Source organism: Atopobium sp. ICM42b (assembly GCA_000564995.1).
Taxonomy (GTDB): Bacteria; Actinomycetota; Coriobacteriia; order Coriobacteriales; family Atopobiaceae; genus Lancefieldella.
The window spans coordinates 1-12866 of record JDFH01000005.1 but is presented as its reverse complement, the minus strand read 5'-3'; the positions used below and the strand labels follow the sequence as shown (position 1 = coordinate 12866).

Sequence of the window (12866 nt, the reverse complement as noted above, 5' to 3'; positions counted from 1 at the left end):
TAGGCGCGGTCGCAGCATCTGCCGCGATCGCGCCTTCTTTTGTTGGAAACGTATTTAAAGGAGTGACATGGCTTTTACAAAGAAGACTGTCCGCGATGCAGATGTTGATGGTAAGCGCGTTCTTATGCGCGTTGACTTCAACGTGCCTCTAAAGGACGGCGTTGTTACTGACGACACCCGCGTTCGCGCTGCACTTCCAACCATCCAGTATCTTCTCGACCACAACGCAAAGGTCATCCTGATGAGCCACCTTGGTCGTCCAGATGGCACCGGCTTCCAGCCAGAGCTTTCCCTGCGCCCAGCTGCAGAGAAGCTTGCTGAGCTTCTTGGCCACGAGGTTAAGTTTGTTGAGGACACCTATGGCGAGAAGGCCCGTGAGGCTGTAGACGCACTCAAGGACGGCGAGGTTCTTGTTCTTGAGAACGTCCGCTTTGACAAGCGTGAGAAGAAGAACGATCCAGAGATTGCAAAGACCCTTGCATCTTATGGTGACATCTTTGTTCTTGATGCATTTGGTACCGCTCACCGTGCACAGGGCTCTGTTGTTGGACCAGCAGCTTACCTTCCTGCATATGCTGGCTTCCTGCTTGAGAAAGAGGTTGATACTCTTACCTCTATCTTCTCTAACCCAGAGCGCCCACTTGTAGCTATCGTTGGTGGCTCCAAGGTTTCTTCTAAGATTGGTGTTCTTGATCACCTTATCGACTCCGCTGATACCCTTATCATCGGCGGCGGTATGGCATACACCTTCTTCCTGGCTAAGGGTTATACCGTTGGTACTTCTCTTCAGGAGCCAGACTGGATTGAGCGCGCAGGTGAGATGCTCAAGAAGGCTGAGGAGAAGGGCGTTAAGATTCTGCTTCCTGTTGACAACGTTGTTACCGATCACTTTGGTGAGGACGCTGTTGGCGAGGTAGTTCCTTCCGATCAGATTCCTGCAGACCGCATGGGTATGGACATTGGTCCTAAGACTGTTGAGCTTTACTCTGAGGCTATCAAGGGCGCAAAGACCGTCTTCTGGAATGGTCCTATGGGCGTCTTTGAGTTTGACCAGTTTGCAAAGGGCACCGAGGCTGTTGCTCGTGCTGTTGCAGATGCTGATTGCACCTCTATCATCGGCGGCGGCGATTCCGTTGCAGCAGTTAACAAGTTCCACCTTGCTGACAAGATGAGCTGGATTTCCACTGGCGGCGGCGCTTCCATGGAGCTCGTTGAGGGTAAGGCACTTCCAGGAGTGGAGGCGCTTCTCGATGCGTAATCGTATGATCGCAGGTAACTGGAAGATGAATGAGACTTTCGCTGAGGGCGTTGAGCTTGCTCAGGGAATTGTCGATCAGCTTGCTTCCGGCACCGGAAACGTTGATGTTGTTATTGCTCCACCTCTTGTAGACCTTAAGGGCGTCTCTGAGGTTCTTACCCAGGCCAACTCTTCTGTTGCTCTCTCTGCACAGAATGTGTACTGGGAGGAGTCTGGTGCCTTTACTGGTGAGACCTCTCCAGCGATGCTGACCTCTGTTGGTGCAGCTTACTGCATCATTGGTCACTCCGAGCGTCGTGGCTACTTTGGCGAGACCGACGAGGACATTAATCGCAAGGCAAAGGCACTGATGGCTCATGACATCGTTCCTATTTCTTGCTGCGGTGAGTCTCTTGAGGTTCGCAACGCTGGTACTCACGTTCAGTTTGTTGTTGACCAGATTAAGGCAGATACCAAGGGTCTAGAGATTACAGATCCTTCCAAGTACGTTATTGCTTATGAGCCAATCTGGGCAATTGGTACTGGTATGACTGCAACTGCTGATGACGCACAGGAAGTCTGCGGCGCAATCCGTAAGACCCTGGTAGAGATCTTTGGCGCAGAAATTGCAGACGGTATCCGTATTCTTTACGGTGGTTCTGCAAAGCCAGAGAACGTTGGTGGCTTCCTCGAGAAAGAGGACGTCGACGGCGCACTTGTTGGTGGCGCATCTCTCAAAGCCGATTCCTTCGTTGCAATGGTAAAGAGCGCAATGAACTAAACTTTGGCAAAGCTTCTTACCACCGGTGAGGTGGTTTTCCCATCTGTTAAGTTCTTGTTTGTTTTGCAACTTGGCACACGTCATTCCCAAAGGGGAGTGGCGTGTGCTATTCTTTTCTCTTGTACGTGAAAATAACTAGGGCTGGATCTTCTCGCCAGCAAGAGGGGGAACCTCGTGGGCGTTCTGAATACAATTCTTTTAGTGCTGTTTGTACTTTCTGGCATTTTGACGGTGCTGCTTGTTTTGGCACACTCCGGAAAGGGCACCGGCGTTTCTGACATGATTGCTGCATCTATGTATAACGCAAGCGCTGGTTCAGGCATTATGGAGAAGAACCTTGATCGCCTTACCGTCATCACTACAACCATCTTCTTGGTCTGTGCTATTGTGATGGCTTTGACGTTCCCTGTTGGCGCTATTGGCTAAGCAGCTCCTTTTACTTTTGAATTACCTGCCGAGAAACCCGAGTTTCTCGGCATTTTTTATTCGTAGTCTGCGGAGTATGTGAAAATTTGCTGTTAGGAATACCAGCAAAAAAAGCAGTGTGCGGCAGATAGAAGTTATCTGTTACTTCTTAACAGAATTTTCAATAACGTTTCTCATATGTAAACAAATTTGATTGTGACCTGTACGCTGGAGTCAAACAGTCATTATATGTGGATACGTTTTACTGGGATTGGTATGCATAATCTTGCTTATCTAAGAGATATTTTTTGGGTTAAGCAGCTTATCCATGGTAAAATTGCACTTTGCTGTGTATTCACGGCATGTTTGTTGTAGGAATGCTAGGTTGCCATACCGAGAAAACCTCGCTTATCGGGTGGATAAGCGCAAGGCGGTGAGGAGAGTCAATGGCACGGTTTGTTTGGTACGTTACAAAGAGGATTTTGAGCTACATTGTGATGATTTTTGTTGCAACTTCGCTCACATTCTTCCTCGCATCATCATTTATGAACCCACGCTCCAACTTTGAGCAGCGTACTCCACGTCCTCCACAGGAGTCTATTGAGGAAAACCTGTATAGGACTAATCTGAATGATAAGACTCCAGTTATTGAACGTTATCAGGTTTGGGTTACCAATCTATTTACCAAGTTTGATCTTGGTATGACTCCAACAGGCGATAATGTTAACCGTGAGATGAGCTCAAAGTTTATGGCTTCCATTGAGCTCATGACTCCAGCAACTATTTTGTCAGTTGTTATTGGTGTTAGCCTGGGCGTTTATACCGCCCAACGTCAGTATCAGTGGCAGGACCGCTTCTTAAGTGGTGTTGCTTCGGTTTTGCTGGTTATTCCAACCGTTGTTATGGCAATCTTGATTGTTTTTGCAGCAATCGAGATTAACGCACGTGCCGGTTCTCGTATTTTCTACGTTACCGATCTTTCCAGTGGAGATACCGGAAACTTCTTCACTTGGCTCATTGACTTCCTCCAGCACATTATTCTTCCAACCATTGTTCTTACTATCGTAAGCTCCGTTGGTTACCACCTCTCTCAGCGTACGTACCTGCTTGACGAGATGCACGCAGACTATGTCCGTACTGCTCGCGCAAAGGGACTTACTCGTAAGAAGGCAATTCGTAAGCACGCTCTTCGCGTTTCTTTGATTCCAACCGCTGTTTCAGTTGCTTTCTCTCTTGCAGGTATCTTCACAGGTGCTGTTATGACCGAGAAGGTCTTTGCAATTCACGGTCTTGGTGAGTACTTCATTAACTGTATTAACAACAACAATATTCACGGTGCAGTTGCAGTTGCAGCATTCTCTGGCGCAATGACTCTTGTTGGCGCTCTTCTGGCTGACCTCTTTGCTGCTGCTCTTGATCCACGAATTAAGATGAGCTAAGGAGGCGGACATGTCTAAAGAAGAGCTTCAGAACAAAGACGAGAAAAACGTCTCCATTGATGCAGGTCTTACTAACGCTGAGCGTGAGCTTCAGGCAGATGCTAAGTCTGACAATAAAGAAGTTAAAAGAATTAGCTATGCTGGCCTGATTGCAAGGCGTTTCTTCCGCCAGCGTTCTGCAGTAATCGGTTTGATTATTCTTGGAATTATGGTTCTCATTGCAGTTTTTGGACCATATGCCACTCCGTTTAATTACACAGATGCTGACTTTACTGCAATTAACATGGCTCCTAATGCAAAGCATTGGTTTGGTACTGATGGTGCTGGCATTGACCTGTATGCCTGCGTTGTCCACGGCCTTGGTCGTTCGTTGACCATTGGTATTAGCTACGCAATCTTGACTACTATCATCTCTGCAATTATTGGTACTGCCATTGCCTATGTCCGCGGCATTCCAGAGAAGATTGGTATGTGGCTTCTTGATATGCTCATGGTCATTCCTAGCTTCTTGCTGGTTGCTATGATTGTTCGTGCAGCAGGTGGTGAGTCTGGTTGGCTCATGCTTATCTTTGGTCTGACTGCTTTTGGTTGGATTGGCCGCGCGCGTACTATCCGCACCATGGCTCTGTCTTTGCGTGAGAGAGATTACGTCAAGGCTGCTAAGTATATGGGTGTTCCACCATTTACCATCATTGTTCGTCACCTTATTCCAAACCTTGGTTCAATTCTTATTATTGACTTGGTCTTGGCTGTTATTGGCGGCGTAAACTCTGAGACTGCATTCAGCTTCTTGGGTCTTGGTATCAAAGCACCAGATACTTCTCTTGGTTACCTTCTGAGTGCTGGTTCTTCTGCAATGCTTACTACTCCATGGATGATTCTGATTCCATCGGCATTTCTGATTGTTGTTTGTGTTGGCCTGCAGCTCATCGGCGATGGCCTTCGCGATGCCTTTGACCCTTATTCACGCGCTGCTGGTAGCGTCAAAGATCAGGAAGAGGATTCTTCCAAGGATGACGCTCAGCTCGGCGATCTTGAGGGTAGCATCGTTTCTGAAGAAACTACGGAGCGTGCATAATGTCTGACACTACTACTACTTCAACAAAGCAGGGAAGTGTAGAGATGGACGATGTCCTTCGCTACGAGCTGCTTGAGTCAAACGGTCCAAAGGGTGCTCCAACAGGAGATCCAGTTCTTTCTGTTCGTAACCTTAAGGTTTCCTTTAATACTGAGGCTGGTCGTGTAGACGCAGTTCGCGGTGTTAACTTTGACCTTTGGGGCGGCCGTACTCTTGGTATCGTAGGTGAGTCTGGCTCTGGTAAATCAGTAACCGCTCTGTCTCTTATTGGTCTTCTTGATGACAATGCTCACGTTACCGGCTCTATTAAGCTTGGTAATGAGGAGCTCATTGGTAAGACCGACGAAGAGATGTCAGAGCTTCGTGGTACTAAGATTTCTATGATTTTCCAGGATCCACTGTCTGCTTTGACCCCAATGTTCTCTATTGGAGATCAGCTTGCAGAGGCTCTGCTTACCCACAATCCTCATATGAGCAGGTCAGACGTTCGTAAGCGTTGTATTGAGCTTCTCTCCATTGTTGGTATTACTGATCCAGAGAATCGTCTGGATTCTTTCCCACATGAGTTCTCTGGTGGTATGCGCCAGCGTGTTGTTATCGCAATTGCAATTGCAAACAATCCTGACATCATCATTGCAGACGAGCCAACCACCGCTCTTGACGTAACTATTCAGGCTCAGATTCTTGACGTCTTGAAGGTTGCACAGAAAGAGACGGGCGCAGCAGTTGTTCTGATTACTCACGACCTTGGTGTTGTTGCAGGTACCGCTGATGACATTATGGTTATGTATGCAGGTCGTGGCGTAGAGCGCGCAAGTGTTGATACGCTTTTTGCTGAGCCTCGTCATCCTTATACCATGGGCCTTCTGGGTGCTGTTCCAAAACCTCACCTTCAGGCAGAGCATAGGCTTGTTCCTATTAAGGGCAATCCACCATCACTTGCTGCTATTCCAACTGGTTGTCCTTTTAACCCACGTTGTCCTATGGCTACCGAGGAATGCTCCAAGAAAGAGCCAGTGCTGCTTCCTGCAAATGCTGCCGAGGGTCACTTGGCATCTTGCCATCACCTTCAGGAGATTTGCGAGAAGAACCTCACTTACGCTGAGGTGTATCCAGACTTTGAGCCAATCCTTCCAAAGTGGGTTGATGTACCTCGTAACGAGCGTCCTGTTGTACTCAAGGTTGAGAATCTTACCAAGACTTTCCCTGTTCAGGGTAAGGGCTTTATTAGGCGCAGCAAGGGCACTATGACTGCTGTTGACCGTGCAAGCTTTGAGATCCATGAGGGAGAAACTCTTGCACTGGTTGGTGAGTCCGGTTCTGGTAAATCAACAACTCTGATGCAGATTATGGATTTGCTGAAGCCTGAGGATGGTCGTATTACGGTCCTTGGCAAAGATGTTGCTGAGCTTAAGAACGCTGCACAGCGTAGAGAGCTGCGTAAAGATCTTCAGGTTATCTTCCAGGATCCAATGAGTTCTCTGGACCCACGTATGCCTGTCTATGACGTTTTGGCTGAGCCACTTCAGGCACAGGGTTGGAACAAAGAGGATATTAATACTCGTATTGGCGAGCTTATGCGTCTGGTTGGTATCAACCCAGACTATGTTGACCGCTTCCCATCCCAGTTCTCTGGTGGTCAGCGTCAGCGTATTGCTATTGCTCGTGCTCTTGCAACAAGTCCAAAGATTCTTCTCTTGGACGAGCCAATTGCATCTCTGGACGTTTCCATTCAGGCAGGTATTATTAACCTCCTTGAGGATCTTCAGGTTCAGTTGAAGATTTCTTATCTCTTTGTTGCTCACGATCTTGCTGTTATTCGTCATATTTCTGACACGGTTGCTGTTATGCACCTGGGCAAGATTGTTGAGTACGGTGAGACTGAAGACGTCTTTACTAACCCACAAGATCCTTACACTAAGGCGCTTCTCTCGGCTATTCCAATTCCTGATCCAAAGATTGAGCGTACCCGTGAGCGCATGATTTATCAGGATGGTAAGCTGGTTCCTGCTACTCACATCTCTAACGAGTAACAAAGATTCAATAAATTTTCTGAAAACCCGCACTTAAAACTAGGTGTGGGTTTTTCTTTGTTACAAATAGTGAACGAGGTTGTTACGGGAATGTTTCTGCTATGGAGTATTTTCAGGCAATTTCGTATAGTTAAGTGAATATCTGTAGGCCTTTAACGAAATGGGTGATCATATGGCTGACAGTTTTTCCCGTCGTTCGTTCTTTGCTCTGACTGGAATCACCGCCGCAGGTCTTGGCCTTGCTGGTTGTGCTCCATCAAATCCTCAGAGCAGCTCTACCACCACAGGTACTGAGCCACAGGACGGCTCTCCTGCAAACACTCCTCTGGATCAGCTTCCACTTCCAGAGAAGGGCAAGACGTACAACAATCCTAAGTCTCGTGATGAGGTTAAGGATGGCGGTACTCTGACTCAGCCAATCAACGAGATTGGTCCACAGTGGAATTATTACCAACTTGCTGGTAATACCTCTTACATGAACATCCTTCACGGTCTTATCAACCCTCGTGACCTGTTCCTTAACAATGCTGATGGCGATAAGTTTGAGCCAAACAAGGATTACATCAAGGACTTCAAGGTAGAGGAGAAGGACGGCAAACAGGTTGCTACCCTGACCTTCACTGATCAGGCCACCTTCAACGATGGTACCGCTATTGATTGGACCGCAATTCAGACCGCATTCATCACTATGTGTGGTCAGAATAAAAAGTTTGCGGTTTCTTCAACTGATGGTTATGACAAGTATGAGTCTGTTGAGCAGGGTGATACTGCTAAGACTGCTGTTATTACCATGAAGGAGGCAGTCTATCCAATCGAGAGCATCTTGAGCTATGCTCTGCACCCAAAGCTTCAGGATCCAGACTTCTTCAACAATGGTTACAACAATGAGCCACACAACGAGCTTGGTTCTGGTCCTTATATTGTTGATTCTTTCGATGACTCTGCTGTAACCTTCAAGCCAAATCCAAAGTGGTGGGGTGACGCTCCTAAGCTTGATACCCTTGTCTACAAGCAGATGGATACCCAGGCTTCCATTAACGCATTCAAGAACGAAGAGACTGATACTACTGGTACTTCCGTCGCAGGTTCTGCTGAGCTCCTCTCTAACTTCACCGGTCTTGGTGATAAGGCTCAGATTCGTCGTGGTCTTGGTATGTCTATTGCTGTTATCGAGCTTAACTCTACTCGCGGTGCTCTTCAGGATGTTGCAGTTCGTAAGGCATTCTGCCAGGTTGTTGATCCTGCAACTATCGTTTCCATTGTCTTCCAGGGTGTTAACTGGAAAGAGGATGCACCAGGTTCTATGCTTTGGCCTTACTGGGCAGCTGGTTATGACAATAACCTCCCAGACGATATCAAGAATCTCAAGTCTGCTGACGAGCGCAAGGCTGCTGCAAAGAAGACCCTTGAGGACGCAGGCTATAAGCTCAATGGTGATTACTACGAGAAGGACGGTCAGCAGGTAACCTTTAGTTACACACTGTTCGGTGACGGTACTACTGTCAAGAACCGTGCTGCTGCAATCCAGAAGATGTGCAAGGATGCTGGTATTAACCTTACCCTTGATTCTCACCCATCTTCTGAGTTCTCTGATGTTCTTACCTCTGGCTCTTGGGATGTCTGCCTCTTTGGTTGGGTTGGCTCCTCAACTTCTTACAACAACGGTGGCCAGCTCTATGGTTCTGAGTCTGGTTCCAACTTTGGTCAGCAGGGCTCCGCAGAGACCGATGAGATGTTTGCAAAGGTTGTCTCTACCAAGGACTTTGATGAGCGCATGAAGCTCATGAATGAGGCTGAGAAGAAGATGATGCAGACTTACGCATATCTTCCTGTCTACACTGGTCCAGACTGCTACGTTGTCAAGAAGGGTCTTGCTAACTTTGGTCCTTCACTCTTCCAGAGCACACCAGCAACCATTGTTGGTTGGCAGAAGTAAGCAAGGGACAAGGCGATCTTCTCGCAAAGTTCTTTTGAGAAAAGTTTTTAATTTTTCTCAGTAAAGTTGCTTGAAGATGTGTTAGTATATCCCTCGCTGCAAAGCAAGTCGGAGTGGCGGAATTGGCAGACGCGCTAGCTTGAGGTGCTAGTGACCTACTAACGGTTGTGCGGGTTCAAGTCCCGCCTCCGACACCACGAAATTTCGGCGGATCTCTTCGGAGGTCCGCCTTTTTCGTATACTTAGGCAATGTGATTTGTTTTTCCTTGTTGGTAAGGAGTGACTGTGGCAGATAACAAGCTGAGTGTAAGGCGTGTTGAGGGAGTTGTCGACGGAACCGTTGCCGCAACTCTGTCTCAGTTGCTGCGCCTGACCAGCGATGCAGTCATTGTTTTTAATATGGAGGGCATGGTTCTTCTCGCCAATGAAGAGGCCGAAAGCCTATTTGCTAAGGAAGACGGCACCATTGCTGGTCTGGATGTTCGCTTTTTGTTTACCCCTGCAAATCAAGAAAACTTGCAGAAGCCGTTTTCTGTAGAGTTGTTGCCGTTTGCGATTGATGGCTCCACTTCCATGGTGGCTGCTCCTGCTCATGACGGAACGTCGCAGGTTTTGAGTGTGCGTGCAGATTATGTTGGTGCGCCTACACAAGCTATTGTTTTGACTGCCTCTAAGCTTCGTGACATGGCTAGCCCTATGCACGATGATGAACGAATGGTGTTGGACCTTCGCCGAGCCAATAAGAGGCTCTCAGGAGCGCTTCAGATTGTTTTGGACACGCTTGACTCGGAAGATATGGGTCAGCTTATCGAGCGCGTGTTAGAAGAGCTCTCAGAGACTGTCGAGGCTGATGGTGCGCTTATCTATCTTGCTGAGCAAGACGGGTACCACCTTCATGGTGCAACGGAGTCTTTGAGAAGTGCGTCATTGGATAGAATTCCTCGCTACTTTGCATTTAACAGCTCTCTGGAGCGTTTGACGTTTTATTCCGAGCACGCACTTCGCTTGCATACCATGCCTTTGAACTCTAGAGCGCTCAAGCAGGGAAGAGTTAAAAAGCGCAACCTTGTTAACGAAGAAACTCGTGAGGTCATAACCGTTGACGCAAGTCATTTGCCTCCGTTTACCAGCTTTCTTGTGGTGCCAGTGTGGTTTGGTGGACACATTGTTGCCCTGATTGAAGTGGGCTGGGAGCGCAAACGTGCACTTCTGGTTGAAGACGCAAGACTTCTGGACTCCATTGCAAATTACCTCTCGGTGCAGCTTGTAGGCGCGTTGTCGGCCATGAGAACGCAGCGTAGAGACACGCTTCGCGAGGCATTAGCTCGCGTGCGCCAAGGACTTCTCCACAGCGCTGCAGAAGGCGAGAAGATCTCTGGTGAGCGATTACAGCAGGTTATGAGGTCGGTGGGTACCGATCTAAATGTACAGGTTTTCTCGGTAGATTGCTGTGAGGTTACAGGCAACATTACGCTCCATGCGCTTGGTGCTGAGCAAGCGTTTGACGACGCTCAGGACGGTGCGCAAGACAGTGCACAGGCCGTAGCGGAGGCCGGTGGCGCACAGGCTGCGGCGGAGGCCGGCGGCAACCAGATTGCGCTTCCATCGACGGTTGAGGGACTCAAGACAGGAGAGGGCGAGGCGTCAGTCAAAGAGGTTGAGCTTGAATCTGAGCTGAGTCGCGCGCTTGCTGCACAAGGTTTGCCCTGCAAGGGAGCTGTGCTTTTCTTGGGTAAGTTTGCAGGAGAACAGCATACCTGGCTTTTCTTGCGAGAAGAAAACGCTGAGCCCTTAAGCGACATTGAGCTTGATTTCTTGGACCGCGTGATGCTCCTGGTTCATTCTCTGGCCGTTGGTGCCGAAGAGAGCCAGCAAAATAAGCATATCTCCCAGGCGCTGCAGTCGGGCATGAAAAATGACCTACAGAAGGTAAAAGGAATTTCTGCCGAGGGAATTTATTCATCTGCAACCGCCGACGCGTTTGTTGGTGGCGATTTTTACAGCATGATTAAGCTGCCAGGTCGTCGCGCGTGCATTATTATGGGTGACGTTTCTGGCAAGGGTATTGAGGCAGCATCTATCTCGTCCGCAGTTAAAACGGCACTTTCCGCATACGCGTGGGAGGGAAGGACTCCCGCTCGTATGGTGGCAACGCTGAATGAATTCCTGTTGGGCTTCTCGAGAGTAGAAACATTTGCAACGCTCTTTGTTGGTATTGTTGACCTCACAACTTCATCGCTGACCTACTGCTCCGCTGGTCATCCACCTGCGATTTTGGTGTCTGCTCAATCGGGCGACGCTGAGCTTTTGGACGTACAGTCGGGCGTTGTGGGCGCGTTTCACGACATGGAGTACAAAAACGGTACGATTCGCTTGCACGAGGGCGATATCCTGCTGCTTTACACCGATGGAACCACAGAGGCTCGCAGTCCCGAAGGCGCGTTCTTTGGCGAAACTGGCCTGCGAGACATGATTATGAACGAGGTTCCTCGTGGCTTTGATGGTCTGCTCAATAGGTTCTTGAGCACGCTTGATCGCTATACCGGCCGAAGGCTTGACGACGACGTTGCCATGGTTGCCTTGCGCTTTGACGAGCTTGGCGGCGTCGATTCTAGCGCGCTCGGCGGCGCTGACTCTATCGCGTTTGGCAGCGGCGACTCTGGCGTGTCTGGCAGCGGCGACTCTGGCGAGAAGAACAACTAGACGATTTTCTCGCCAAGGAAACGATTTTCTCGCTAAAAAGTGTAGATATCTGAAATTCTTGTTGCTGCGCGGGAACAAGAAACGTATGTATACGCAGCCAAACATAGCAGTTGTTTCAGTCAATACTGACCTTGACGTGAGGGGAGTCCCGCGCGTGAAGGCTCAAATTGAGCAGCTCATTGATAGCGGCTGCAGAAGAATTGTGCTGAACATGGCGGAGGTTTCGTACATTGATTCCTGCGGCATGGGCTTTATTGTGTGCGCTGTTCGACGCATGAAGACGCTCGGCGGTCTTATGAGCTTGACCAACGTGCAACCGACGGCGTTTAAGGCCTTGGTGCGCATGGGTCTTATCGATTTCATGCCTATAAGTACCTGCGCCGCTAAGTCGCGCGTGACTCCGCTTGCACCGGGCACACATCCATCGTTTCAGACAACGTTTAGAGTTGATCCCAATAAAATGTGCGATGCGCGCTCAAGGGCTATTGCGCTGCTGAAGACGCTGCCGTTTACCTCGGATCAAAAGTTTGATATTGAACTTGCAGTTGGCGAGGCTATTGGCAACGCTGTTGATCACGCGTGCGAGAAGGGCGTGCTGACCACGGTTTCCGCGTATCCAGACAGGGTGGTCATTGACGTCTCGGATTGCGGTGGTGGATTTAGCATCTCCGATGAGGAAGAGCCTCCCGAGACCGGCCAGTTTGCCGAGCGTGGACGCGGCGTTAAGCTGATGCGTCTGCTTATGGACGCCGTGTCTATCCAGGAAAAACCTTCCGGCAACGGTACCATTGTTCGCCTGGTCAAGATGATGCGCTAGGACGCGCGCGAGTACAGGTCGTAAGTCGATTTCAACCCGGTATCTATTTCGTGTGGATGCCGGGTTTCTTGTGCGTAAATGCTGCTAGTGGATGGGGTTTCTCGCCAGGTGGGTGGCGTGAGCTGAGTGTGAGCCTGCTGCAAGCCTGATTTTCTCGTCAAGTCTGAACGATTTGCCTGAAAAACACGCCGAGTCTGAGCTATTTGCCGGTTTTTCTCGCCAAGTCTGAGCTGTTTTACTCAGACATGGTGGGGGTTTCAGGCTCGCAAAATTTGGAGACAGCACCCTAGTTAGAACGTGCCTGATTTCTTCAAAGAATCTGTAACTTCTGCCTAAATAAGTAAAAGAATCTGTGGATTTGCCTGATTTTGTCAAAGAATCTGTATTCAAAATACAGATTCTTTGCACTTTTCAGGCGCGCATGTTGTTAAGGCACG

The 12866-nt window shown here is 48.9% G+C and carries 9 protein-coding genes and 1 tRNA gene; all 10 read left to right on the top strand.

Annotation, left to right across the window (positions count from 1 at the left end):
- Window positions 1-67 precede the first annotated feature (67 nt).
- Window positions 68-1258: a phosphoglycerate kinase gene (locus HMPREF1493_RS01595; protein ID WP_035427291.1), complete on the top strand. Its 1191-nt coding sequence runs from the start codon at window positions 68-70 to the stop codon at window positions 1256-1258.
- Window positions 1251-2018, top strand: coding sequence for a triose-phosphate isomerase (tpiA, locus tag HMPREF1493_RS01590; RefSeq protein ID WP_035427289.1), 768 nt, complete (start codon window positions 1251-1253; stop codon window positions 2016-2018). Before HMPREF1493_RS01595 ends, tpiA begins: the two co-directional genes overlap by 8 nt.
- 174 nt (window positions 2019-2192) lie before the next feature.
- Entirely contained in the window at window positions 2193-2444 is a 252-nt protein-coding gene (secG, locus tag HMPREF1493_RS01585) for a preprotein translocase subunit SecG (protein ID WP_035427287.1), read from the top strand.
- A gap of 425 nt (window positions 2445-2869) precedes the next feature.
- Window positions 2870-3862 (top strand): ABC transporter permease, encoded by a 993-nt coding sequence (locus tag HMPREF1493_RS01580; RefSeq protein WP_035427285.1) that lies wholly within the window; start codon window positions 2870-2872, stop codon window positions 3860-3862.
- Between the two features lie 10 nt (window positions 3863-3872).
- Entirely contained in the window at window positions 3873-4940 is a 1068-nt protein-coding gene (locus tag HMPREF1493_RS01575; protein ID WP_035427284.1) for an ABC transporter permease, read from the top strand.
- A complete protein-coding gene (locus HMPREF1493_RS01570; protein WP_035427281.1) occupies window positions 4940-6973 on the top strand; it encodes a dipeptide ABC transporter ATP-binding protein in 2034 nt (677 codons plus the stop codon). Before HMPREF1493_RS01575 ends, HMPREF1493_RS01570 begins: the two co-directional genes overlap by 1 nt.
- A gap of 172 nt (window positions 6974-7145) precedes the next feature.
- Window positions 7146-8909: an ABC transporter family substrate-binding protein gene (locus tag HMPREF1493_RS01565; RefSeq protein ID WP_035427280.1), complete on the top strand. Its 1764-nt coding sequence runs from the start codon at window positions 7146-7148 to the stop codon at window positions 8907-8909.
- Window positions 8910-9016: 107 nt separating this feature from the next.
- Window positions 9017-9106, top strand: a tRNA-Leu gene (locus HMPREF1493_RS01560).
- Window positions 9107-9194: 88 nt separating this feature from the next.
- Window positions 9195-11612: a GAF domain-containing SpoIIE family protein phosphatase gene (locus tag HMPREF1493_RS01555; protein WP_232215484.1), complete on the top strand. Its 2418-nt coding sequence runs from the start codon at window positions 9195-9197 to the stop codon at window positions 11610-11612.
- Between the two features lie 85 nt (window positions 11613-11697).
- Entirely contained in the window at window positions 11698-12429 is a 732-nt protein-coding gene (locus HMPREF1493_RS01550) for an anti-sigma factor antagonist (RefSeq protein ID WP_035427277.1), read from the top strand.
- The last annotated feature ends 437 nt before the right edge of the window (window positions 12430-12866 follow it).

What these genes read in the sequence shown, in the direction of transcription:
- HMPREF1493_RS01595 (WP_035427291.1), top strand. Translation starts at nt 68, where the DNA reads ATGGCTTTTACAAAGAAGACTGTCCGCGATGCAGATGTTGATGGTAAG.
- tpiA (WP_035427289.1), top strand. Translation starts at nt 1,251, where the DNA reads ATGCGTAATCGTATGATCGCAGGTAACTGGAAGATGAATGAGACTTTC.
- HMPREF1493_RS01580 (WP_035427285.1), top strand. Translation starts at nt 2,870, where the DNA reads ATGGCACGGTTTGTTTGGTACGTTACAAAGAGGATTTTGAGCTACATT.
- HMPREF1493_RS01575 (WP_035427284.1), top strand. Translation starts at nt 3,873, where the DNA reads ATGTCTAAAGAAGAGCTTCAGAACAAAGACGAGAAAAACGTCTCCATT.
- HMPREF1493_RS01570 (WP_035427281.1), top strand. Translation starts at nt 4,940, where the DNA reads ATGTCTGACACTACTACTACTTCAACAAAGCAGGGAAGTGTAGAGATG.
- HMPREF1493_RS01565 (WP_035427280.1), top strand. Translation starts at nt 7,146, where the DNA reads ATGGCTGACAGTTTTTCCCGTCGTTCGTTCTTTGCTCTGACTGGAATC.
- HMPREF1493_RS01550 (WP_035427277.1), top strand. Translation starts at nt 11,698, where the DNA reads ATGTATACGCAGCCAAACATAGCAGTTGTTTCAGTCAATACTGACCTT.